This window comes from [Collinsella] massiliensis (assembly GCF_002161605.1).
In the GTDB taxonomy this organism is placed as follows: Bacteria; Actinomycetota; Coriobacteriia; order Coriobacteriales; family Coriobacteriaceae; genus Enorma.
Map to the genome: position 1 here is coordinate 86,963 of NZ_NFIE01000006.1, position 21,788 is coordinate 108,750.

General features: G+C 66.0%; 18 protein-coding genes and 2 tRNA genes. 11 read left to right on the forward strand and 9 right to left on the reverse strand.

Annotated features, from left to right (window positions below; translation table 11 throughout):
- Positions 1–264 precede the first annotated feature (264 nt).
- From B5G02_RS03685 to B5G02_RS03695, 3 genes are all read left to right on the forward strand, one after another.
- Positions 265–1,317, forward strand: coding sequence for an inorganic phosphate transporter (locus B5G02_RS03685; protein ID WP_019238689.1), 1,053 nt, complete (start codon positions 265–267; stop codon positions 1,315–1,317).
- A gap of 72 nt (positions 1,318–1,389) precedes the next feature.
- Entirely contained in the window at positions 1,390–2,013 is a 624-nt protein-coding gene (locus B5G02_RS03690; protein ID WP_094335230.1) for a DUF47 domain-containing protein, read from the forward strand.
- Entirely contained in the window at positions 2,013–2,654 is a 642-nt protein-coding gene (locus tag B5G02_RS03695) for an IMPACT family protein (RefSeq protein WP_094335231.1), read from the forward strand. The genes B5G02_RS03690 and B5G02_RS03695 overlap by 1 nt, the downstream gene beginning before the upstream one ends.
- Before the next feature lie 56 nt (positions 2,655–2,710).
- Here the strand turns inward: B5G02_RS03695 and B5G02_RS03700 are convergent, their stop codons facing one another.
- The gene (locus B5G02_RS03700; RefSeq protein WP_094335232.1) at positions 2,711–3,166 is read right to left on the reverse strand and encodes a C-GCAxxG-C-C family protein; all 456 of its coding nucleotides are present in this window, start codon (positions 3,164–3,166) and stop codon (positions 2,711–2,713) included.
- Between the two features lie 305 nt (positions 3,167–3,471).
- On the opposite strand from B5G02_RS03700, the gene B5G02_RS03705 reads away from it, so the two are divergent.
- Positions 3,472–4,752: an O-acetylhomoserine aminocarboxypropyltransferase/cysteine synthase family protein gene (locus B5G02_RS03705; RefSeq protein WP_094335233.1), complete on the forward strand. Its 1,281-nt coding sequence runs from the start codon at positions 3,472–3,474 to the stop codon at positions 4,750–4,752.
- A gap of 125 nt (positions 4,753–4,877) precedes the next feature.
- Here the strand turns inward: B5G02_RS03705 and B5G02_RS03710 are convergent, their stop codons facing one another.
- The 6 genes from B5G02_RS03710 to B5G02_RS03735 form a co-directional block, all read right to left on the reverse strand.
- The gene (locus B5G02_RS03710) at positions 4,878–5,858 is read right to left on the reverse strand and encodes a diacylglycerol/lipid kinase family protein (RefSeq protein WP_094335234.1); all 981 of its coding nucleotides are present in this window, start codon (positions 5,856–5,858) and stop codon (positions 4,878–4,880) included.
- 56 nt (positions 5,859–5,914) lie between these two features.
- Positions 5,915–7,285 carry a chloride channel protein gene (locus B5G02_RS03715; protein ID WP_094335235.1) on the reverse strand — a complete coding sequence of 457 codons (1,371 nt, stop codon included), beginning with the start codon at positions 7,283–7,285 and terminating at the stop codon, positions 5,915–5,917.
- 169 nt (positions 7,286–7,454) lie between these two features.
- A tRNA-Gly gene (locus B5G02_RS03720) sits at positions 7,455–7,528 on the reverse strand.
- Between the two features lie 3 nt (positions 7,529–7,531).
- Positions 7,532–7,608: transfer RNA gene (locus B5G02_RS03725), tRNA-Pro, on the reverse strand.
- Positions 7,609–7,706: 98 nt separating this feature from the next.
- Entirely contained in the window at positions 7,707–9,077 is a 1,371-nt protein-coding gene (locus B5G02_RS03730; protein ID WP_094335236.1) for an aldehyde dehydrogenase, read from the reverse strand.
- Positions 9,078–9,093: 16 nt separating this feature from the next.
- Entirely contained in the window at positions 9,094–10,467 is a 1,374-nt protein-coding gene (locus tag B5G02_RS03735) for an iron-containing alcohol dehydrogenase (RefSeq protein WP_094335237.1), read from the reverse strand.
- 346 nt (positions 10,468–10,813) lie between these two features.
- Between B5G02_RS03735 and gdhA the strand changes: the two genes are divergently transcribed.
- Positions 10,814–12,169: an NADP-specific glutamate dehydrogenase gene (gene gdhA / locus B5G02_RS03740; protein ID WP_094335238.1), complete on the forward strand. Its 1,356-nt coding sequence runs from the start codon at positions 10,814–10,816 to the stop codon at positions 12,167–12,169.
- A 330-nt stretch (positions 12,170–12,499) separates the two neighbouring features.
- On the opposite strand, the gene B5G02_RS03745 is transcribed toward gdhA, so the two are convergent.
- Positions 12,500–13,552 (reverse strand): endonuclease domain-containing protein, encoded by a 1,053-nt coding sequence (locus tag B5G02_RS03745; protein WP_241146157.1) that lies wholly within the window; start codon positions 13,550–13,552, stop codon positions 12,500–12,502.
- A gap of 238 nt (positions 13,553–13,790) precedes the next feature.
- On the opposite strand from B5G02_RS03745, the gene B5G02_RS03750 reads away from it, so the two are divergent.
- Entirely contained in the window at positions 13,791–14,051 is a 261-nt protein-coding gene (locus B5G02_RS03750; RefSeq protein ID WP_094335239.1) for a hypothetical protein, read from the forward strand.
- A gap of 107 nt (positions 14,052–14,158) precedes the next feature.
- Positions 14,159–16,057, forward strand: a complete 1,899-nt coding sequence (locus B5G02_RS03755; protein WP_094335240.1) for an amylosucrase — start codon at positions 14,159–14,161, stop codon at positions 16,055–16,057.
- Between the two features lie 192 nt (positions 16,058–16,249).
- Here the strand turns inward: B5G02_RS03755 and B5G02_RS03760 are convergent, their stop codons facing one another.
- On the reverse strand, positions 16,250–17,104 hold the full coding sequence (locus tag B5G02_RS03760; RefSeq protein WP_094335241.1) for an AraC family transcriptional regulator: 855 nt from the start codon (positions 17,102–17,104) through the stop codon (positions 16,250–16,252).
- A 438-nt stretch (positions 17,105–17,542) separates the two neighbouring features.
- On the opposite strand from B5G02_RS03760, the gene B5G02_RS03765 reads away from it, so the two are divergent.
- From B5G02_RS03765 to B5G02_RS03780, 4 genes are read left to right on the forward strand one after another with little or no spacing between them, the layout of a single operon-like run.
- Entirely contained in the window at positions 17,543–18,652 is a 1,110-nt protein-coding gene (locus B5G02_RS03765) for an ABC transporter ATP-binding protein (protein WP_094335242.1), read from the forward strand.
- An 18-nt stretch (positions 18,653–18,670) separates the two neighbouring features.
- The gene (locus tag B5G02_RS03770) at positions 18,671–19,999 is read left to right on the forward strand and encodes an ABC transporter substrate-binding protein (RefSeq protein ID WP_094335243.1); all 1,329 of its coding nucleotides are present in this window, start codon (positions 18,671–18,673) and stop codon (positions 19,997–19,999) included.
- 12 nt (positions 20,000–20,011) lie between these two features.
- Positions 20,012–20,884 (forward strand): carbohydrate ABC transporter permease, encoded by an 873-nt coding sequence (locus tag B5G02_RS03775; protein WP_094335244.1) that lies wholly within the window; start codon positions 20,012–20,014, stop codon positions 20,882–20,884.
- A complete protein-coding gene (locus B5G02_RS03780; RefSeq protein ID WP_094335245.1) occupies positions 20,884–21,729 on the forward strand; it encodes a carbohydrate ABC transporter permease in 846 nt (281 codons plus the stop codon). Before B5G02_RS03775 ends, B5G02_RS03780 begins: the two co-directional genes overlap by 1 nt.
- The last annotated feature ends 59 nt before the right edge of the window (positions 21,730–21,788 follow it).

The following is a 21,788-nucleotide window of genomic DNA, read 5'->3' on the forward strand; positions in this document are numbered from 1 at the left end:
TTTCGTTGCCGCCCCGCGCCGTGCGGGCGCGCCCTTGGCGGTTCCATGCCCGTTTCTTACGGCCAACATCAGGGAAATGTAAAGCTCTCGTAAGATGTTTTCATGCCATTGCGCGTTTCCGCAGCTCATGAGCCTCTTCTATGCATATGCGCCTTACATTGCGCAGATAATCGCCATCCAAGCATCACTTTCATGTAACGAAACGGTAAAATAGCGGGGATGTTACCTCCGGGCGCGGTGCGCCCTTGGTTGGGGGAGACCTTCTTGGACGTTTCTTTCACACAGTTCGTCGGCCAGGTGCTTTCGAATCCCATCATGGCCGTCACGGTCCTGCTCACGCTCGGCGTCATCTTCGTGAACGGCTGGACCGACGCGCCGAACGCCATCGCGACCGCCGTCACCACGCGTACCATCAGCATCCGGCCCGCGATCATCATGAGCGCCGTCTTCAACTTCCTCGGCGTGCTCATCATGACGATCGTGAACTCGTCCGTCGCCTCGACGATCTCGAACATGGTCGACTTCGGCTCGAACGCCCACATGGCGCTCATCGCGCTGTGCGCGGCGCTGTTCTCGATCGTCGTCTACAGCGTGGGCGCATCGATCTTCGGCATTCCCACGAGCGAGAGCCACAGCCTCATCGCCGGCCTCACCGGCGCGGCCCTCGCCGTCCAGGGCGGCCTCGACGGCGTGAACGGCTCGGAGTGGATCAAGGTCATCTACGGCCTCGTGCTGAGCCTCGTGTTGGGCTTCGCGCTCGGCTGGGGCATCTGCAAGCTGCTGACCATCATCTGCAGGGACATGGATCGCCGCCGCACGAACAAGGCGTTCAAGTACATGCAGATCTTCGGTGCCGCCGCCATGAGCTTCATGCACGGCGCGCAGGACGGCCAGAAGTTCATCGGCGTACTGCTGCTGGGCGTGGCGTTCGTGAACGGCCAGCCCGAGCTCGCTGGCGCCGTGATCCCCATCTGGCTCATGCTGCTCTGCAGCGTGACCATGGGCGTGGGCACGAGCGTGGGCGGCGAGAAGATCATCAAGTCCGTGGGCATGGACATGGTGAAGCTCGAGACGTTCCAGGGCTTCTCGGCCGACCTCGCCGGCGCCGTCTGCATTCTGCTCTCCACCCTCACGGGCATTCCCGTCTCGACGACCCACACCAAGACGAGCGCCATCATGGGCGTCGGCGCGGTGAAGCGCCTCTCGGCCATCAACTTCTCGGTGGTCAAGGACATGATGCTCACGTGGGTGTTCACGTTCCCCGGGTGCGGCCTCATCAGCTTCGTCATGGCGAAGCTGTTCATGATGGTGTTCTAGACCTCGCAAGCATAGACGTGGAGCGCCGAAGGGCGCGGTTCATAGCGAGCTCACGACGTATGGGAGGATATCTTGGCCAGGAAAAACGATGCGTTCTACTTCGACGCCTTCTGCACATGCGCGGATTACTCGTGCCAGGCGGCCGAGCTGCTGTCCCAGATCGCGCATGACTTCGATCCCGATGCCCTCGAGGAGCGGATCGATGAGATGCACGCGATCGAGCAGGCGGCCGACGAGAAGAAGCACGAGATCCAGGACGCGCTCGTCACGGCGTTCGTGACGCCCATCGAGCGCGAGGACATCGCGATGCTGAGCGACTACCTCGACACCGTGACCGACCGCATCGAGGGCGTGCTGCATCGGCTCTACTTCGACAATGTCCGCGAGATGCGCCCCGACGCGCTGCGCATGGTCGAGATGATCGTGCGCGGCTGCAAGGTGATGCGCGAGGTCGTGGGCGAGCTGGCGCAGTTCAAGAAGTCGAAGAAGCTGCGCGATTACGTCGTGGAGCTCAACAGCATCGAGGAGGAGGCCGACGCGCTGTACATGCACGCCATGCGCGAGCTGCACACCACGTGCACCGACCCGCTCGTCGTGTTCACGTGGCACGAGATCTACTCCTTCCTCGAGTACTGCGTCGATTACTGCGAGCACGTCGCGGATACCGTCGATACCATCGTGATGAAGAACTCCTAGTGGATGCCGAGCGCTATCTGACCCTGCGGGCTGGGTATGAGGCGGTATCGGAGGTCGTTGACCGCAAGAGCCGCTTCATAGCCCAGCTCGTGCATGTCGAGTCCGAGGCGGCGGCGTCCGAGCACATCGCCGCCGTGCGCGCCCGGCACTTCGATGCGCGCCACAACGTCCCCGCGTGGATTCTGGCCGATGGTCGGGAGCGGGCGAGCGACGACGGCGAGCCCCAGCGCACGAGCGGCATGCCGACGCTCGAGGTGCTGCGCGGCGCGGAGCTGCGCGACGTGTGCTGCGTGACCACGCGCTACTTCGGCGGAACGCTGCTCGGCCCCGGCGGGCTCGTGCGCGCCTATACCGCCGCCGCCCAGGCCGCCATCGACGAGGCGCGCGCCGCGGGCGCGATCGTGGAGATGACCATGGTGACCCCGGTCGAGGTGCGCGTGCCCTACGCCGCGTTCGAGCAGGTGCGGCACATGGCCGAGGTCGCGGGCGCGAAGGTCGCGGACGCGGTGTACGCCGAGGACGTCACGCTCGAGCTCGCCTTCCATGCGGGGGAGGAGGGGCCGTTCCTCGCGGCGCTCACCGAGCGGTTCGCGGGCAAGCAGGATGCCCGCGCCGGCGCCCCGCATTTCGCCGAGTTCTAATGCGGGCGGGCCCGCGTTTCCTGCATGCGGGGTGGTGCGCCTGGTCTAGCGGCTCGCTATTCCGCGGGCTCGCGGCGGGCGATGATGTCGACGGCGATCCTCACGGCATCCTCGATGCACCCCGGGCAGCTGCGCAGGGGGTCGTGGTCGCACCCGATGCCCTTCAGCTCGGCGCAGCGGGTCGTGCCGTTCATCTCGCCGAAGCGCTGCACGAGCTCGTGGACCAGGCGGTACGTCGCGACCTTGGTCGTGCCGGACGTCTCGGTGCCGGAGCTGTTGAGGTGGCTCAGCGCCATGACCGCGCCCGAGATGGCGCCGCACGTTTCCTGGTGCCCGCCCATGCCGGCACCGAATCCCTCGGACAGCAGATAGCACGCCTCGAAGTCGGCGCCGACCTCGGGCGCGAGCGCGCACGCGACCGCCTGCGCGCAGTTGAACCCGCGCTCGGCGCGGAGGGTGACAGCGGTGCGGGCGAGGTCGTCGGAACGGGACTGGATGTCAGACGTGGTCATGGGGCTCCTCTCGGTTCGGTGGGCTGCGCGGCGTCGCGGTGCCGTGCGGATGCCATTGTAGCAATCTCCGCGCCCGCGCAGGCGTGGTGGCGATAGGTGTGGCTCGCATCACCTCAGGGCTCCGTCTGCCGTGCCGCGCGGACCGGGCGCATCGGCGCCATGCCCCGCTTCCGGGAGCCATCTTTGTAAAATGCGCTGCGCGGCGGCCCGTCGCGGCGCAACGGCGGTATCCTGTACAGGTTCGATAACGGCGCGGCGCGGCACGACGCCCGCGCGGGCGCCCGGCGACCAAAGGAGGCCCACCCATGGCAGAGCATATCGGAACCACGTGCGTGCAGGGCGGCTACCGCCCCGGTGACGGCGAGCCCCGGCAGGTTCCCATCTATCAGTCCACCACGTGGAAGTACGATACCTCGGAGCACATGGGCAGGCTCTTCGACCTCGAGGAGTCCGGCTACTTCTACACGCGCCTGCAGAACCCCACGAACGACTACGTCGCGGCGAAGATCTGCGAGCTCGAGGGCGGCTCGGCCGCCATGCTCACGAGCTCCGGCCAGGCGGCGAACTTCTTCGCCGTCTTCAACATCGCCGGCTGCGGCGACCACGTGGTCGCGAGTTCCGCGATCTACGGCGGCACGTTCAACCTGCTCGCGCACACGCTCGAGCGCATGGGTATCGAGACCACGTTCGTCGCGCCCGACTGCACCGACGCCGAGCTCGAGGCCGCCTTCAAGCCCAACACCAAGGCCGTCTTCGGCGAGACCATCGCCAACCCCGCCCTCGACGTGCTCGACATCGAGCGCTTCGCCACGGCGGCGCACGCGCACGGCGTGCCGCTCATCGTGGACAACACGTTCCCCACGCCCATCCTCTGCCGTCCCTTCGAGTGGGGCGCGGACATCGTGACGCATTCCACCACGAAGTACATGGACGGGCACGGCGCGGCCGTGGGCGGCGCGATCGTGGACTCCGGCAACTTCGACTGGGAGGCGCACGCGGACAAGTTCCCCGGCCTCACCACGCCCGATGAGACCTACCACGGCGTCGTGTACACCGAGAAATTCGGCCAGGGCGGCGCGTTCATCACGAAGGCGACCTCCCAGCTCATGCGCGACTTCGGCTGCATCCAGAGCCCGCAGAACGCGTTTCTGCTCAACATGGGCCTCGAGAGCCTGCACGTGCGCATGCCCCAGCATGTGAAGAACGGCCAGGCCATGGCCGAGTTCCTGGTCGAGCACCCCAAGGTGCGCTTCGTGAAGTACCCCGGGCTGCCGAGCGACCCGTGGCACGAGCTCGCCCAGAAGTACCTGCCGAACGGTTGCTGCGGCGTGGTGAGCTTCGGGTTCACGGGCGGCCGCGCGGCGGCGGAGGAGTTCATGAAGAACCTCCACGTGGCGCAGATCGCCACCCATGTGGCCGATGCGCGCACCTGCGTGCTGCACCCGGCGAACGCCACGCACCGCCAGATGACGGATGCCGAGCTCGAGGCCGCGGGCGTCGCCCCCGACATGGTGCGCCTCTCCTGCGGCATCGAGGACACGCAGGATCTCATCGACGACGTTGCGCAGGCGCTCGACGCCATCTAAGGCCGCGCGCCCGCGCGTAGGCGCTATCGAGCCGTAGCCCCATACCGCAAAAAGGGGTTGGATGGAACACGTCCCCAACGAACCCATGGGTTGGTTGGGGACGTGTTCCTTTCAACCCCTTTTGCCTACCGGGGGTCGATGGGGCGCAGCACGGTGAGCGCGCCGGGCAGGATCTCGATGCCGATTCGCGTGGCAGAGAGCTGCTCGCCGTCCGCCTGCATGGGGTAGCCCGCGCCCTCGAGCTCGATGTCGACGCGGCGTGCCCGGGCGAAGCGGATGTAGCGCGAGCCCACGTGGTGGCCGTTCTTGGCGCGGAGCAGCAGCGCGAGCGCCGTCACGCGCGTCGCCCGCCCGCTCGCGATGCACACGTCGAAGCGGCCGTCGGTGGGGTCGGCGTCCGGGCAGATCCGGAAGCCCGAGCCGTACGTGGGGCCGAGCTGCACCGCGACGATGAACGTGCGCAGCCGCTCGGGCTCGCCGCCGTCGAGCGCGATGCGCGCGGGGTAGGGCTGGAAGCGCCGGGCGAGCACGTCGACGCCGCTCGCCATGTAGAGCGCCCCGCCGGTGAGCTTCGTCACGTTCCTGAGCTCGTAGGTGCCGATCGCCACGGCCGCGTCGAGCCCGAAGGAGAAGGTCTCGATGAAGTACTCGGTCGCGGCCGGTCCGTCGTCCGCGTCGCGCAGCGCGAGCCTGCCCACATCGAAGGGGATTCGCTCGCAGGTGAGGTAGCGGCCGAACCCATCGCCTGTGAAGTCGCGCATCCCGAGCGTGCGGGCGAAGTCGTTGCCCGAGCCCACGGGCACGACGCCCATGGCGGGCCGTTCCGCCGCGGGGATGGCCATGAGGCCGTTCACCACCTCGTGCACGATGCCGTCGCCGCCGAGCGCGAGCACCGCGTCGAAGCCGCGGGCCGCCTGCGCGAGCTCGATGGCATGGCGCGGCCGCTCGGTGTAGACGAGCTCGAACGAATCGCGGTCGTGGTGGTAGAGGGCGAGGAAGCGCTGCAGCTGCTCGGCCGCGCGCCCGCCCGATCCGAGTTGGGACGCGGGGTTGGCGATGATGAGCGTGCGCCCGAGCGGGCTCGCCGTGGTCGTTTGGCTATCCATGTGGTTCCTCGTCGGTCGCGTGCGGCATCGCATCCATTATCGCGCAACCGCCAGCCCTACGCATCTCCGTCCTCGAGGCGGTCGTGCCGGGCGATGGCGTCGGCGACGGTGGCGTTCGCGTCGCCCTCGAGCGAGCGGCGCTTCGGCGTGATGATGCGCTGCGCGGGGTAGACGCCGCGGTGCCCCGCGACGAGGTAGCTCACGAAGGACGCAATGACGTAGTAGGGCATCGCCGCCCCGCCGAAGAGGTCGACGCCGAGCATGATGGTCGTGATGGGCACGTTGAGCGCGGCCCCGAAGACGCCGAGCATCCCCAGCGCGGCCGCGAAGCCGCAGGGCAGGTCGACGAGCGCCGCGAGGGCGCCGCCGAGCGAGGCGCCGATGCCGAAGAGCGGCGTGACCTCGCCGCCCTGGAAGCCCGTGCCGAGGGTGAGCGCGGTGAGCGCGATCTTGATGAAGGGGTCGGCGAGGGTCGTGTCGCCCGAGAAGCCGGCTTCGACGAGCCAGGTCGAGAGTCCCGCGTAGCGCTGGAGGCCGAAGAGGAAGTACACCGCGATCAGCGCGAGCGAGCCCGTGAGCGCCGCGAGCAGGTAGCTCGTGATGCGGTTCGCGAGCACGCGGCGCACGGTGCGGATGGCGAGCGAGAACAGGCGGGCGATGAGGCCGAACACGATCGCGAGCGCGACGGTGGCCGCGACGGTGCGGGCATCGAGCGCGGGCACGGCGCCAATGGCGTACGAGGCGTGCGCGCAGCCGATCGCGCGCGCGACGCCGTCGGCGGTGAACGAGGCGATGAGGCAGTAGATGCCCGAGCTGTAGTTCAGCTTGCCCACGTAGCACATCTCCATGCCGAAGAACGTGCCCGCGAGCGGCGCGCCGAAGACGGCGCCGAAGGCGGCCGAGATGCCGGCGAGCATGAGGTCTTGGTGGTCGCGCGCACCGAGCCGCGCCGCACGGGCGGTGTTGTCGGCGAGCGTGCCACCTATCTGGACCGCTGTGCCCTCACGACCGGCGGAGCCGCCCGCCAGGTGCGTGGCGACGGAGCAGATGAAGGTGAGGGGAGCCATGCGCGCGGGCACGGGGGTGCCGGTGAGCGCGCTGTCGATGACGAGGTTGTTGCCGCGCGACGCCAGCTTGCCGTGCGTGCGGTACACCCAGGCGGTCGCGACGCCCACCACGGGCAGAAGGAGGAAGGCGGCGATGTGGCGCTCCCGGATGCCCGTGACGATGTCGAGCGAGGTGAGGAAGGCCCAGGCGACAACGCCCATGGCGGCGGACACGACGAGCACGAGCGCGAGCAAGCGGAGACTCTCGCGCATGTTGCGCAGGTCGCGGCGGGTGTCCGCGGCGATGAGCGCCTCCTCGTGCGAGAGGACGCCCCCGAGCGCGCTCGAGACCCGCTCCCGTATCGAAGCGCCTTGCGCCATGTCCCATCCCTCCACTCGAGGCCGCGATGCGCGCGCCGCCGCGCCCATCCGAAGCAACCAGTATAGCGCCCGTCCTCTTGCGCGGAGCAGCCGAAGCCGGTGCATACCAAAAAGCAGGCCAGCAAAAAGCAGGCCAGGCACGCTGCGTTGCCTGACCTGCAGTGGTTCCTGGAGCGGGCGACGGGAATCGAACCCGCGTCATCAGCTTGGAAGGCTGGGGTTCTACCATTGAACTACGCCCGCATATGGTCGGGACGACAGGATTCGAACCTGCGGCATCGTGCTCCCAAAGCACGCGCGCTACCAGACTGCGCCACGTCCCGTGCGTCCGACGCAGCATTATACGGGTTATTCGGGGGCTGGGCAACCGCCGCGCCGCGCGATTCGCTCCGCGTCCACATCGCCCGCCCCCGCCCTCGCGCTAGCGCAGGAACGTGCGGATGAGCCTGTCCTTCGCCGCCGTGTAGGGCTGGTAGCGCATGGGCAGGTCGATCCAGAGGTACTTCTTCAGGATGCTCTTCTCGTGGCTGAACGTGTCGAAGCTCTTCTTCCCGTGGTAGCTGCCCATGCCGCTCGCGCCCACGCCGCCGAAGCCCATGGAGCTCGTGGCGAGGTGCACGATCGTGTCGTTCACGCAGCCGCCGCCGAAGGGCACGTGGCGCAGGAAGCGGTCCTCGAGCGCGGCGTCGCGCGTGAAGAGGTAGCAGGCGAGCGGCTTGGGGCGGCGCTTGATGAACGCCTCGGCCTCCTTGACGTCGCGGTAGGTGATGATGGGCATGATGGGGCCGAAGATCTCCTCGCCCATGACCGCGTCATCCTCCGTCACGCTGCCGAGTACGGTGGGGGCGATCTGCAGCGTCTCGGCGTTCGCCTGCCCGCCCACGACGACCTTCGCGGGGTCGATGAGCCCCATGAGGCGGTCGAAGTGCTTGCGGTTCACGATCTTGCCCCACTGCGGGTTGTCGAGCGGAGCGGCCCCGAACATCTCCTCGATCTGCGCGCGCACGAGCTTGAGGAACTCGTCGTGCACGCGCTCGTCGACGAGGATGTAGTCGGGCGCCACGCAGGTCTGGCCGCAGTTGAGGTACTTGCCGAACACCACGCGCGCGGCGGCGACCTTGAGGTTCGCGTCCGCCGCGATGACGCAGGGGCTCTTGCCGCCCAGCTCGAGCGTGACGGGGGTGAGGTGCTCGGAGGCCTTGCGCATCACGAGCGTGCCCACCGCGACGCTGCCGGTGAAGAAGATGTAGTCGAAGCGCTCGTCGAGCAGGGCCGCGTTCTCCGCGCGCCCGCCTTCCACGACGCTCACGAGCCCGGGCTCGAGGCTGGAGGAGATGATGTCGCGCATCACGGCGGACGTGGCGGGCGAGTACGCGCTCGGCTTCACCACGCAGCAGTTGCCGGCGGCGATCGCGCCCACGAGCGGCTCCATCGTGAGCATGAACGGGTAGTTCCACGGGCTCATGATGAGCACGCATCCATAGGGCTCCGCGATGGTGAAGCTCTTGGCATGGAAGTTCGCCAGCCCGGTGCGCGCGCGGTGCCGCCGTGCCCAGCGGCGGACGTGGCGCAGCTGGTAGCGCAGCTCGGCGAGCGTCATGCCCACCTCGCACATGTAGCTCTCGGTCGCGGACTTGCCGAGGTCCACGCGGAGCGCCTCGTTGATGCGGTCCTCGTTCTCGACGATCGCGCGCTCGAGGGCGCGCAGCGCCTCGATGCGGGCCTCGACGGGGATGGTGGCGCCGGTGGCGAAGTGCGCCCGGCAGCGCTCGACGGTATCTGCGATGGTCATGATGCTCCTCATGCTCCTAGTGGCGGATGGTGCGGTGGGCGCGATGGGCGATGCGGCCGACGCGGCGGCGCGCGGCGCGCACGATGCGGCGCAGCCCGCGGGTGAGGCCGGCGCGGGGCGCGGCGGTCGCGCTCGGGGTAGCGTGCGCGTCGCGGGTCTGTGCTGCCGCATCGGCCGCATCGCGCTCCCCGCGTTCCTGCACGAGATGATACAGGCGCTCGAGCTCGCGCGCATCCATGAGCTTCGGGACGGGGTAGAGCGGGTTGCCCTCGGCGTCGGCGTGGCGCGCCATCTCGGAGATGTCCTCATCGCGGATGCCCGCGAGCTTCGTCGGGATCCGCATGGCGGCGTTCATCTCGCGCACCCATTGGATGAACGCGGTCGACGCATCATGGTCGTTCATGGCACCCGGGACCACGCCGGCGCGGCGCGCGAGGTTGGCGAGGCGGTGCTCGCAGGACGCGCCGTACTCCTCCAGAACGTAGGGGAGCAGCACCGCGTTCGCGAGGCCGTGCGCGATGCCGTACTGCCCGCCGAGCGAGTGCGCCACGGCGTGCACGTATCCCACGTAGGATTTCGTGAACGCGAGCCCCGCGCGATAGGCGGCGTGGAGCATGTGCTCCCGCGCCTCAGCATCCGAGCCGTCGCGGTAGGCGCGCAGCAGGTAGGTGTGGATCTCGTGCACCGCCTGGATGGCGTTGGCGCGCGTGTCGCGCGTCGTGGAGCGCCCGATGTAGGCCTCGACCGCGTGCACGAGCGCGTCCATGCCGGTCGTCGCGGTGATGTGCGGCGGCAGGCCGAGCGTGGTGCGGTAGTCGAGGACGGCGTAGCGCGGGATGAGCGCGAAGTCGTTGATGGGGTACTTGTAGTGCGTCTCGCCGTCGGTGATGACGGCGGCGAGCGTCGTTTCCGACCCGGTGCCCGCGGTGGTGGGCACGGCGATGAGGAGCGGTAGGGGAGCGAGCACCTTGAGGATCCCGCGCATGCGCTTGACGGGCTTGCGCGGGCGGGCGATGCGCGCGCCGGCCGCCTTGGCGCAGTCCATGGCCGAGCCGCCGCCGAAGGCGATGATCGCCTCGCAGCCGTAGGCGAGGTAGCGCTCGCGCGCCGCCTCGACGTTTGCGATGGTGGGGTTCGGCACGACCTCGTCGAAGACGCTCGCCTCGATGCCGCGCGCGCTAAGCTCCCGGATGAGCGGGCGGGGGAGCCCGAGCTGCATGATGGTGGCGTCGGTCACGAGCAGCACGCGGCGGATGCCCTTCTCGTGCAGGAGCTCGGCCGTCTCCTCGAACGATCCGAGCGGTTTGGGTTCGCGATAGGGCAGAAGTGGGATCGCGAGGCGGAAACAGGTCTGGTAGGCACGGCACCAGAGCATGCGAACGGGATTCATGCGGCTCCTCTCCGTATGGGCAAGATAGGTATGGCGCGGCCGGGCGATGCGGCCTGCGGCGCAGCTGGGCGATGCGGCCTGCGGCGGCACGCGGGCGCTCGGTTTCGAAATGCCAGCTGAGAAGGATAATTCATTGAATCTTTATGACAAAACGTCAACATAAGAGATGGAGGCTCCGTGAAGCGGGTTGCCGCGCCGCGCCGCTTGCCCGCTCGTTTCGGAAACGTTACACGTTGATGACGCGGCGAGGCCGAAAAATCGCTGCGGTACAATGCGGCAGGTACGATGGGCGGGTTTATGCACATCCGCCTCGCAGGGTATCCGTTTCGATTCAGATTGGAGCATCATGACCTATTCAGAGCGTGTCATCGACGAGCTCAAGGCCCGCTATGCCGATCAGCCCGAGTTCATCCAGGCTGCCACCGAGGTGCTGGAGACCCTCCAGCCCGCCCTCGATGCGCACCCCGAGTACGAGGAGGCGTCGCTGCTCGAGCGCCTCGTCGAGCCGGAGCGCGTGATCATGTTCCGCGTGCCCTGGGTTGACGATTCCGGCAAGGTCCAGGTCAACCGCGGCTACCGCGTCGAGTTCAACTCAGCCATTGGGCCCTACAAGGGCGGCCTGCGCTTCAACCCCACGGTCACCCTCGGCATGCTCAAGTTCCTCGGCTTCGAGCAGATCTTCAAGAACGCGCTCACCACGCTACCCATGGGCGGCGGCAAGGGCGGTTCCGACTTCGACCCCAAGGGCAAGTCGAACCGCGAGGTCATGGCGTTCTGCCAGTCCTTCATGACCGAGCTCTCGCGCCACATCGGCCCCAACACCGACGTCCCGGCGGGCGACCTCGGCGTGGGCGGCCGCGAGGTCGCCTACCTCTTCGGCCAGTACAAGCGCCTCCGCAACGAGTGGTCCGGTGTGCTCACCGGCAAGGGCCTCTCCTTCGGCGGCTCGCTCGCGCGCACCGAGGCCACCGGCTACGGCCTCGTGTACTTCGTCGACGAGTACCTCAAGAGCCAGGGCGATTCCTTCGAGGGCAAGAAGGTCGTCGTCCACGGCTCCGGCAACGTGGCGATCTACGCCATCCAGAAGGTCGCGCAGCTCGGCGGCACCGTGGTGGCCTGCTCCGACACCAAGGGCTGGGTCGAGGACCCCGAGGGCATCGACTACCAGGTGCTTGAGCATATCTACAACAAGAAGCGCTCCGGCCACGATGCCGGCGTGAGCCTTGCGATGTACGTCGACGAGCGCCCGGGTGCCACCTGGCACGAGGGTGACGGCCGCGGCGTCTGGCAGCTGCCCTGCGACGTCGCGCTGCCCTGCGCGCGCGAGAACACGCTGCTGCTCGAGGACGCGCAGGCGCTCGTGGCGAACGGCTGCAAGGTCGTCGGCGAGGGCGCGAACATGCCCACCACGCCGGACGCCACCACCTACCTCATGGAGCACGGCGTCGCCTTCATGCCCGGCAAGGCCGCGAACGCCGGCGGCGTGCTCGTGTCCGGCCTCGAGATGAGCCAGAACGCCGAGCACCTCTCCTGGACGTTCGAGGAGGTCGACGGCAAGCTCGAGAGCCTCATGCGCGGCATGTTCCACAACGTCGACGACACCGCGCGTGAGTACGGCCACGAGGGCAACTTCGTGATGGGCGCCAACATCGCCGGCTTCACCAAGGTCGCCGACGCCATGATGGCGCAGGGCGTGTGCTAGGAAGCACTGCATCGTCCCATCGGTTGGTATCGTAGGTCCCGGCCGGTCATATACCCATGACGTTGCGCGGCTCGCACCGTAGCGTGCGAGCCGCTTTGCTTTTGGTCCCGATGCCTCGCCTCAACGGGGCGGGGTGGCCATTATTTCCAGATTTGTGACACGTTATGTGGAATATGGGGGTGTGCTTCGCTCACCGCCCTGATAGACGGCGTGGTTATCCCAGCTCTGGAGCAACCCCACCCCGATTTCCGCTGGATGCATGTCACAAATCTGGAAAAAATGGCCAGCTTGGTTTCGTCGGGCTCTGTTGCGGGCGCTGATGCATATCCGTCAGCACGGTTTGAGCCCGAACGCCTCGCGCATGCCGTTGAGCAACCGCACGCGCCGCGCTGCGCCCTCCCGTGAACGATCCCTATATCTCATCTTGGCGCGGTGAAAGATCGTACTGCCAACGGCCTCGAGCGCTTCGACATCGCGAAGCGTGTCGTGGTTGAGCGCGATGACGGTTATACCGAGGGCGTTGAGCCCCCGGTTCCGATTCTCGTCATGTATGCGGGAGACGGTTTCGGCGTGATAGCCGCCGTTGTACTCAAGATCTACCCGTGCGCTCGGGATGAACGCGTCGCAGATGGTATAGGGCATTCCTGAAGCGTTTGAGGCGAGTCGGTTGAAATCGATCCGGCGGTTGAGCTGCATTTCTCCTATCCCGAGGCCTCCTCGGGAGATCGGCATATGGAACATTCCCGCCACAATCGCCTCCATGGGGGAGCGCGCGCCGTCAAGCAGGTGCGCGATGACCGATCGGGCCAACTTGACGCCGCGTGTCCGGGGCAAGCGCTCGGCGACTCGGGCAAGGGCGGCGACCGTGGTGGCGGACTCCGTCTCCAGGTATCCAGATGAGTCTGCCCGGTCTTCGTCGGGGCGACCATCCGAGATGTGCTCGCACATGGAAAAGGTGCCGCACAGCTCATAGCCCAAGGCGAGCGCCTTGGGAAACGACAGCGTGGCGCAGCATTGGATGAAGGCGAGCTCCACCGACACCGAGAAGATGCCGGGAGCTGCTTCGAGGAGGGTCGCGCCGCGCGGGCTCACGCCCATGGTGTGGATGGAAACGTTCTCGCTGCGTCGGCGTGATGCCGAGCTCGAGGCGAGGAGGTGCACCCGCCGGGTGTCCTCGTTGCCCGGGCAGAACCCATGGCGCGCGAGCTCATCCAAGTCGACCGAGCGCTCGCTCGCGCGGGCTCGCGCCATGACGTCGCGCACCTCGCGCGCGGAGAGCGGCCGCCAGGGGAGGGCGGCGTAGCGGCAGCGCGCGAAGCGGATGCCGCGCAGCGCGGACTCGTGGGAGACCACTATGACGGAAGGCGCTCGGTTCGTATCCATAGGGAAGGTATAGCGGCTCCGCCGCCCGCCAGCAAGCCCGGTGCGTCGCGCGGCTCCAAACTCCAGCGTTTCGCTACGCGATCGTTGTAAAAAACGCGAAAAACGGCCTTTTACGTGCGGAAATCTGACAGCCTTAGGGAGTTGGTGTGGAAAACGCCTCGACCGGGCGCGCTGCCGGACGGCGTATACTATCCATAGTCCGGTCATGCGCGCCGCGCCGAGGCGTTAGGGGTTTGGTATGCAGCGTGAATACATCGCCATCGCGCTCGGAGCGGTTTCGATGGCGCTCTCGTTCGTCCCGTCGAGCATCGTCCAGATCATCGGCGTCCTCGTGGGCGTCGCGGCGTTCCGCCTGGCCCGCCGCGTCAAGCGCGAGGATTACCGGCGCGACATGCCCTGCACGATCGCCCAGGTCATGGGCGTCGCGGGCGCGGTCCTGTGCGCCGTTGTCCCCATACTCAACGTCGTGGGCTGGATCATCCTCTGGGTCACGGGCTGATTCATGGTATAGTTTCCTTGGCGACGGACATATGCGTGTGAAAGCACGGTTGCAGCGGGGATCGAGGTTGCTCGATGTCCCGTTGCGCTGATTCATGAGGAGCGCATATGTCTACCCGGCGAAAGAAGACGACACAACCCAATCCGCGCGGTTCGAAGGCCGCCCATCCCGCACCGGATGCGTTCGACGAGCGGCTCGCGCGCCATCACGACGAGCTGCGCTGGCTCTATATGGAGCTGTACGGCAACGGCGATATGTTCGCCGAGCTCATCCACACCATGCGCTACTACTACGACGAGCGCTCGAAGGCGCTGCGCGCGCTCGATGCGAAGCGCGAGGCTGAGGGCGCCTGGTATCGCGACCAGAAGATGCTCGGCATGCAGATGTACATCGATAACTTCGCGGGCACCATCAAGGGGGTCGAGGAGAAGCTTCCGTACCTCGAGCGGTGCAACGTGACCTGCATCCACCTCATGCCGTTCCTCGACACGCCGCTCGACAAGAGCCGCTCGGACGGCGGCTACGCGGTGAGCGATTTCCGCCGCGTGCGGCCCGACCTGGGCACCATGGACGACCTCGCGCACCTGGCGGCGACCTGCCATGAGCACGGCATCAGCCTGTGCATGGACTTCGTGATGAACCACACGTCCGAGGACCATGAGTGGGCGCGGCGGGCGCGCGCCGGCGAGGGCGAGTACATGAGCCGGTACTTCTTCGAGGCGAACCCCGCGGTGATCGAGCGCTATTCGCGCGACGTGCCCCAGGTGTTCCCCACGACGGCGCCCGGGCACTTCACCTACCTGCCCGAGCTCGGCCAGAGCGTCATGACGCAGTTCTACCCCTACCAATGGGACCTCAACTACCGCAACCCGCGCGTGTTCAACGAGATGATGTACAACTTCCTGTTCCTCGCGAACCAGGGCATGGACATCATCCGCCTCGATGCCGTCCCCTACATCTGGAAGGAGCTCGGCACGAATTGCCGCAACCTCCCGCAGGTCCACACCATCGTGCGCATGATGCGCATGATCGGCGAGGTCGTCTGTCCCGGCATCGCGCTGCTGGGCGAGGTGGTCATGGCGCCCGTAGAGGTCGTGCCCTACTTCGGCACCCCGGAGAAGCCCGAGTGCCACATGCTCTACAACGTGACCACGATGGCCACGACCTGGCACACCGTCGCCACGCGCGACACGCGCCTGCTGCGCAGCCAGCTCGGCGCCGTGTGCTCGCTGCCCGCCTCGTACACCTTCCTCAACTACCTGCGCTGCCACGACGACATCGGCTGGGGCCTCGACTATCCGCTCCTCGCGTCCTGGGGCCAGCGCGAGGTGGAGCACAAGCGCTTCCTCAACGACTACTTCCTGGGGTGGGCGCCGGGCAGCTCGAGCCGCGGCGCGCTCTACAACGCCGATCCCGTCACGGGCGACGCGCGCTTCTGCGGCACGACGGCCTCGATGTGCGGTATCGAGGCGGCGGGCTTCGAGGGCGACGCGGCGAAGATGGACGTCGCCATCGCGCAGGACCTCATGCTCCACGCCTACATGCTCACCCAGTCCGGCCTCCCCATCATCTACAGCGGCGATGAGGTCGCCCAGGTGAACGACTACAGCTACGTCGAGGATCCCGAGCGCGCGGACGATTCGCGCTACATCCACCGCGGCCGCTTCCCCTGGGAGCTCACCGAGCGCATCGACGAGGAGGGGAGCGTCCAGCAGCGCATCTTCGACGGGCTGCAGCTCCTCGAGCGCGTGCGCCGCGAGGACCCGGTGTTCTCGGCCGGGGCGCGCGTGTGGCCGAAGGACTACAGCGACCCCGCGATCCTGTGGATCGTGCGCGAGGTCGACGGCGAGACGTTGCACGCCGTGTTCAACTTCAGCGACCAGCCCAAGACCGTGTGGATGCCCGAGCCCGCCGAGTACACCGACCTCGTAGCCGGCACAAATGAGGAAGTCGCCACCGTCGACCTCCCCGCCTGGGGCTTCACCTGGCTCAAGCACATCTGGTAGGAACCCGTTTGCGAGTACGTAACCCGCTCATCTGAGATACGTTCTCCGCATCAACGGCCGAGCCATCCGCCCTCCCGCCGGGGCAGGCGCTCGCTCCGGCGCAGTTCCGCAGAAACGGCCCTCCCAGGGCCGTTTCGAGGACTGTCTGAGCACGGAGGGAGCGCCGGCCCCGGCGGGAGGGCGGAGCGCTCGCTACCGTTGCGCGTGCTGCTGGCGCCAAGCCCTGGGCGAGAGCCCGCGGGCGTTCTTGAACGCGCGCGAGAAGTGCAGCTGGTTGGGGTACCCCACCGCGCGGCCCACCTCGCCCACGGAAAGGTTCGAGAGCTTGAGCAGCTCGCAGGCCTTCTCGATGCGGAACCCGATGAGGAACTGCTGCGGCGAGACGCCCATCGCGTCGCGGAACACCTTGCCGAAGTAGCTGCGGTTGAGCCCGGCGTTGCGCGCGATGTCCTCGACCGTGATGTCGCCCTGGTAGTTCTGCTCGATGTAGGCGAGGGCGTTGTCCACGTAGAAGCTGTGCAGGCGGCTCGAGGCGCCCGAGCGGTGCGGCCGCGCTGACCCGAGGAAGGCGTCGAAGAACAGGCAGGCGCACGCCACGAGGTAGAACTGCGAGGCGCTGCGGTGCTCGAGCAGGCTGCGCATGGCGTCGACCATCTGCTCGCAGCGCTCCTCGTCTTGCGCCTGGTACACCGGGGAGGCGGGGGAGAAGCCCAGGCGGTCGAGGTTGGACTTCACATGCGCGCCGTCGAACTCGATCCAGATGTACTCCCAGGGCTCATCGAGGTCGGCGACATAGGTGGTGATCTGGCCGGGGAAGATGAGGAACCCCTCGCCCGCGTGGAGCTCGTGGACGGTCGCGCTCCCCATCTCGTCGGTGGCGGTGAGCGACCCTTTCCCCTCAAGAATGAAATGGAAGAGGTAGTGGCTTCGGCGCGCGGGACCGAAGGCGTGCCCCGGCGTGCACACCTCGCGGCCGTACTGGTAGGGCATGAGGTCGGTGAAGACACCGCCCTCGAAGGTTGAAAACTCGATCTCGTGTGGACGCATGACATCCTCCATCGCGTCGTGACCGGCTGCGTCGCTGTGCCGTGCACTTATGGCGTACTATATACCAAAATGCGATAAATAATCAACAAGGGTATATAATTCCTCTATAGATGTCGCAATATGATATATAAGCCTAATACATCATAAAACGTCGGTAATTACGTGGGCAAATACAGTATAGCGCTCCTGTGAAGACCTCCATCTGGTAGGGGAAATTTGATACCGTTGACCCCTCCTTTTCGACCGTCTATCGAATTTCCGGTAAAACTATACAAACTATTTACCCATATTTACCAGCGCTAACAAGAATTAAGTAAGTATTTATAGCTAAGTATGTGTATAACCTAGCAAAAGGATAATTTTTACTATGGACACATACGCTTTGTCTGTCGCCTACGTCAAAGCAGGTCAAGAGCTCACGTTGGAAGGGGAAGCTCGATGGCAGGACTCACGCTCGAACACGTTGGCAAGAAGTACCCCAATGGCTATGAGGGGGTGAAGGACTTCAACCTCGAGATCGCCGACAAGGAATTCATCATCTTCGTCGGTCCCTCTGGGTGCGGCAAGTCCACGACCCTCCGCATGATCGCCGGCCTCGAGGACATCACCTCGGGCACGCTCAAGATCGACGGCCGCGTTGTGAACGACGTCGAGCCGAGCGAGCGCGACATCGCTATGGTCTTCCAGAACTATGCCCTCTACCCGCACATGACGGTCTACGAGAACATGGCCTTCCCGCTGCGCTTGCGCAAGGTGGACAAGGCCGAGATCGACAAGGCCGTCCACGAGGCCGCGCGCATCCTCGACCTCGAGAAGCTGCTCGACCGCAAGCCGTCGGCGCTTTCCGGCGGCCAGCGCCAGCGCGTCGCCATGGGCCGCGCCATCGTGCGCAAGCCCAAGGTCTACCTCATGGACGAGCCCCTCTCGAACCTCGACGCCAAGCTGCGCGTCCAGATGCGCGCCGAGATCTCGAAGCTCCATGACCGCCTGGGCGCCACGATCATCTACGTCACGCACGACCAGACGGAGGCCATGACGCTCGGCACGCGCATCGTCGTCATGAAGGAAGGCGTCATGCAGCAGGTGGACACCCCGTCCAAGCTCTACGCCGAGCCCTGCAACCTCTTCGTCGCCGGCTTCATCGGCAGCCCCCAGATGAACTTCATCGACGCCACGGTGGGCGAGGCCGAGGGCAAGATCACCCTCACCTTCGGCGGGAACACCATCTCCGTGCCTGAGTCGAAGGCCGAGGCGCTCAAGCCCTACATCGGCCGCGTCGTCATCGCCGGCATCCGCCCGGAGGACGTCATCGAGGAGCACGAGCACGCCGAGGACAAGCGCCTCTCCGAGCCCATCGAGTCGCTCGTCACGGTCTACGAGCTCCTGGGCGCCGAGGCCATGATCTACGGCGACGTGGACGGCGGCGCCATCTCCGCGCACGTGTCCGCCACGAACCCCGCGCGCAACGGCAGCCGCATCAAGGTCGCCTTCGACATGGACAAGCTCCATGTGTTCGACAAGGAGACCGAGCTGGCCATCGTCCACTAGCCCGAGAGGAGAGCAGATATGCTGAGCAAACCCATATCGCGGCGCTCGCTTCTGGGCCTCACCGCAGCGGGCGCGGCCTCGCTCATGTTCGCCGGGTGCACCAACGAGCGCTCGGACGGCAAGGTCGAGGTCGAGATCGTGAGCTACAAGCAGGAGGCCGTGAGCATCTTCGAGCAGATCATGGCCGACTTCAACGCGACCCACGACGACATCTACCTCAACATCCAGAGCCCCGCGGACGCCGTGACCGTCATGAAGACGCGCTTCGTGCGCGAGAACTACCCGGACGTGATCGGCATCGGCGGCGACGCGGACTACGCGAGCTTCGTCGACTCCGAGATCCTCGCCGACGTGAGCGATTACCCCGGCATGGATTCCGTGAGCCCTGCCTACATCGACATCCTGAAGAGCGTCACGTACGTCCCAATGGAGGGCATCTACGGCGTGCCGTACGTGGCGAACGCCGCAGGCATGCTCTACAACAAGCAGATGTTCGCCGATAAGGGCTGGGCCATCCCCGAGACCTGGGACGAGCTCATCGCGCTCTGCGACGAGATCGTCGCCGAAGGCCAAGTCGCCCCGTTCTACCTGGGCTACGCCGACACCTGGACGATCCTCTCGCCGTGGAACTCCATCGCGGTGAACATGGTGCCAAGCGACCTCGCGCGCCAGGTGAACGCCGGCGAGGCCACCTTCGCCGAGTACTACGGCGCGCCGGCCCGCCGCATGCGCCAGATGCTGAAGTACAGCCAGACCACCATCGGCGACCCCGGCCCCTTCTCCATCCAGTACAACGACGCCTGCACCCGTTTCGGCAACGGCATGTCGGCGATGTACCCCTGCGGCAGCTTCGCGGTCCCGCAGATCCTGCGCTCCGGCACCGACATCGAGGTCGGGATGTTCCCCATGCCCTCGGCCGAGAACCCGGAGGACCGCATCGTCGTCTCCGGCGTCGACCTGCAGTGGTGCGTGGCCGAGACCTGCAAGCACAAGGATGCCGTCTACGAGGTGCTCGACTTCTTGAGCTCGCCGGATTACCTGCAGACCTACATCACCGACCAGCGCGCCATCTCGTGCATCGAGGGCGACTTCGAGCTCGACCCGCTGTTCGACGACATCAAGCCCTGGCTCGAGGAGGGTCGCGTGCTTGACTACCTGGACCACTCCTACCAGAGCGCCATGGCGGTCGACGCGCAGCTCCAGACCATGCTGCAGGATAACGACGGTACCGAGGACGAGATCATCGACCGCTTCCTCAAGAAGTTCGATTCGGATTGGCAGCGCTACAACCGCAACGTCATCCGCCAGGTCCAGGAGTACGACCGCCAGCACGGTATCGAGAGCTAAGGGGGAACCTCAATGGCCACACTTGCGAAGGGCAAGGTCGGCACGAACCGCATGAGGACGTTCTATGCGATCCTCATCCCCGTGCTCATCTTGTTCGTTGCCTTCAACACCTACCCGCTCATCACGGGCTTTCTGTACAGCTTCACCGATTCGAAGGGCTACGGCGCCTTCAACATCGTCGGCCTGCAGAACTACGCAGACCTCTTCACGGATACGCGCGTCCTGAACTCCTACCTCTTCACGTTCAAGGTCGCCGTCATCTCCACGATCCTCACGAACGTGTTCTCGCTCATCCTCGCGATGGCGCTCTCGAGCAAGATCAAGTTCAAGAGCGCGCTGCGCGGCCTGTTCTTCGTGCCGCAGATCCTGGGCGCGCTCGTCGTGGGCTACGTGTTCCAGTTCCTGTTCACCTGGCTCATCCCGGCGCTCTTCAACACCGACTACACGATCCTCGGCGACCCCACCTGGGCGTGGGTGGCCATCGTGGTGGTGCTCGTGTGGCAGAGCTGCGCGCAGACCACGATCATCTACATCACCGGCCTGTCATCGGTGCCCGAGGACGTCTACGAGGCGGCCGCGCTCGACGGCGCGAAGGGCTGGAACAAGTTCCGCTACATCACGCTCCCGCTCATCATGCCCTCCATCACCACGAACATGGTGCTCGTGATGAAGAACATGCTCATGGTCTTCGACCAGATCATCGCCATGACGAGCGGCGGCCCGTCGCAGTCCACGGAATCCATCTCGTTCCTCATCTACAACAACGGCCTGTCCGGCGGGCAGTTCGGGTTCCAGTGCGCCAACGCGGTCATCTTCTTCATCCTCATCGCCGCGATCTCGGTTATCCAGACGCGCTTTTTGAATAGCAGAGAGGAGCAGCTGTAATGGCATCCAACGCTAAGGCGAAGGTCTCGGAGCGGGTCAACTGGCCCATTACCATCGCCCTGATCGTCCTCGCGGCGGTCACGATCATCTTCCCGCTGTACATGACGGTGCGCATCGCCGTCTCCGTGCGCTATCCCATGGGCCTCGAGATCTTCACGCTGCCCGAGACCTGGGACTTCGCGAACTTCCTCGAGGCCATCGAGGCCACGGACTTCTTCGTCACGTTCATGAACTCGCTCATCATCACGGCCGTGGCCGTGGTCGTGTCCATCGTGGTGCACAGCCTCGCGGCGTACGCCATCGGGCGCAACATGGAGAAGAAGCCCTTCAAGCTGAGCTACTACTTCATCGTCGCCGGCATGTACGTGCCGTTCGCGATCCTCATGATGCCGCTCGTGAAGCAGACGGCCGTCCTGCATCTGGACAACATGCTGGGCGTCATGATTCTCTACGTGGTGTTCTACATGCCCATGAACGTCATGCTCTACACGGGCTACCTGCGCAACATCCCGCTCGCGCTCGAGGAGGCCGCCCGCGTGGACGGCGCCCGCACCTGGACGACGTTCTGGAAGGTCATCTTCCCTATCATGAAGCCCATGCACGCCACCGTGGCGGTGCTCACCGGCCTCGCGGTGTGGAACGACGTCATGACCCCGCTCGTCATCATGGGCGGTTCGGGCGTGAACACGCTGCCGCTCGCGCAGATGACGTTCCAGACGACGTTCGGCACCGACTACTCGCTCGCCTTCGCGTCGTACCTGCTCGCCATGCTGCCCATGATCATCTTCTACATCTTCGCGCAGAAGCAGATCATCGGCGGCGTCACGAACGGCGCGGTTAAGTAGTTTCTCTTGCGTCTCCGGCACGCTCGCGCGGGCGTGCCGGACGCGACGTATACTGTCGG

Coding starts and splice junctions, on each gene's coding strand:
- B5G02_RS03760 (WP_094335241.1), bottom strand. CDS start 17,104: ATGCGTCCACACGAGATCGAGTTTTCAACCTTCGAGGGCGGTGTCTTC.
- B5G02_RS03735 (WP_094335237.1), bottom strand. CDS start 10,467: ATGAATCCCGTTCGCATGCTCTGGTGCCGTGCCTACCAGACCTGTTTC.
- B5G02_RS03715 (WP_094335235.1), bottom strand. CDS start 7,285: ATGGCGCAAGGCGCTTCGATACGGGAGCGGGTCTCGAGCGCGCTCGGG.
- B5G02_RS03765 (WP_094335242.1), top strand. CDS start 17,543: ATGGCAGGACTCACGCTCGAACACGTTGGCAAGAAGTACCCCAATGGC.
- B5G02_RS03780 (WP_094335245.1), top strand. CDS start 20,884: ATGGCATCCAACGCTAAGGCGAAGGTCTCGGAGCGGGTCAACTGGCCC.
- B5G02_RS03705 (WP_094335233.1), top strand. CDS start 3,472: ATGGCAGAGCATATCGGAACCACGTGCGTGCAGGGCGGCTACCGCCCC.
- B5G02_RS03750 (WP_094335239.1), top strand. CDS start 13,791: ATGCAGCGTGAATACATCGCCATCGCGCTCGGAGCGGTTTCGATGGCG.
- B5G02_RS03770 (WP_094335243.1), top strand. CDS start 18,671: ATGCTGAGCAAACCCATATCGCGGCGCTCGCTTCTGGGCCTCACCGCA.
- B5G02_RS03755 (WP_094335240.1), top strand. CDS start 14,159: ATGTCTACCCGGCGAAAGAAGACGACACAACCCAATCCGCGCGGTTCG.
- B5G02_RS03700 (WP_094335232.1), bottom strand. CDS start 3,166: ATGACCACGTCTGACATCCAGTCCCGTTCCGACGACCTCGCCCGCACC.
- B5G02_RS03710 (WP_094335234.1), bottom strand. CDS start 5,858: ATGGATAGCCAAACGACCACGGCGAGCCCGCTCGGGCGCACGCTCATC.
- B5G02_RS03730 (WP_094335236.1), bottom strand. CDS start 9,077: ATGACCATCGCAGATACCGTCGAGCGCTGCCGGGCGCACTTCGCCACC.
- gdhA (WP_094335238.1), top strand. CDS start 10,814: ATGACCTATTCAGAGCGTGTCATCGACGAGCTCAAGGCCCGCTATGCC.
- B5G02_RS03775 (WP_094335244.1), top strand. CDS start 20,012: ATGGCCACACTTGCGAAGGGCAAGGTCGGCACGAACCGCATGAGGACG.
- B5G02_RS03745 (WP_241146157.1), bottom strand. CDS start 13,552: ATGGATACGAACCGAGCGCCTTCCGTCATAGTGGTCTCCCACGAGTCC.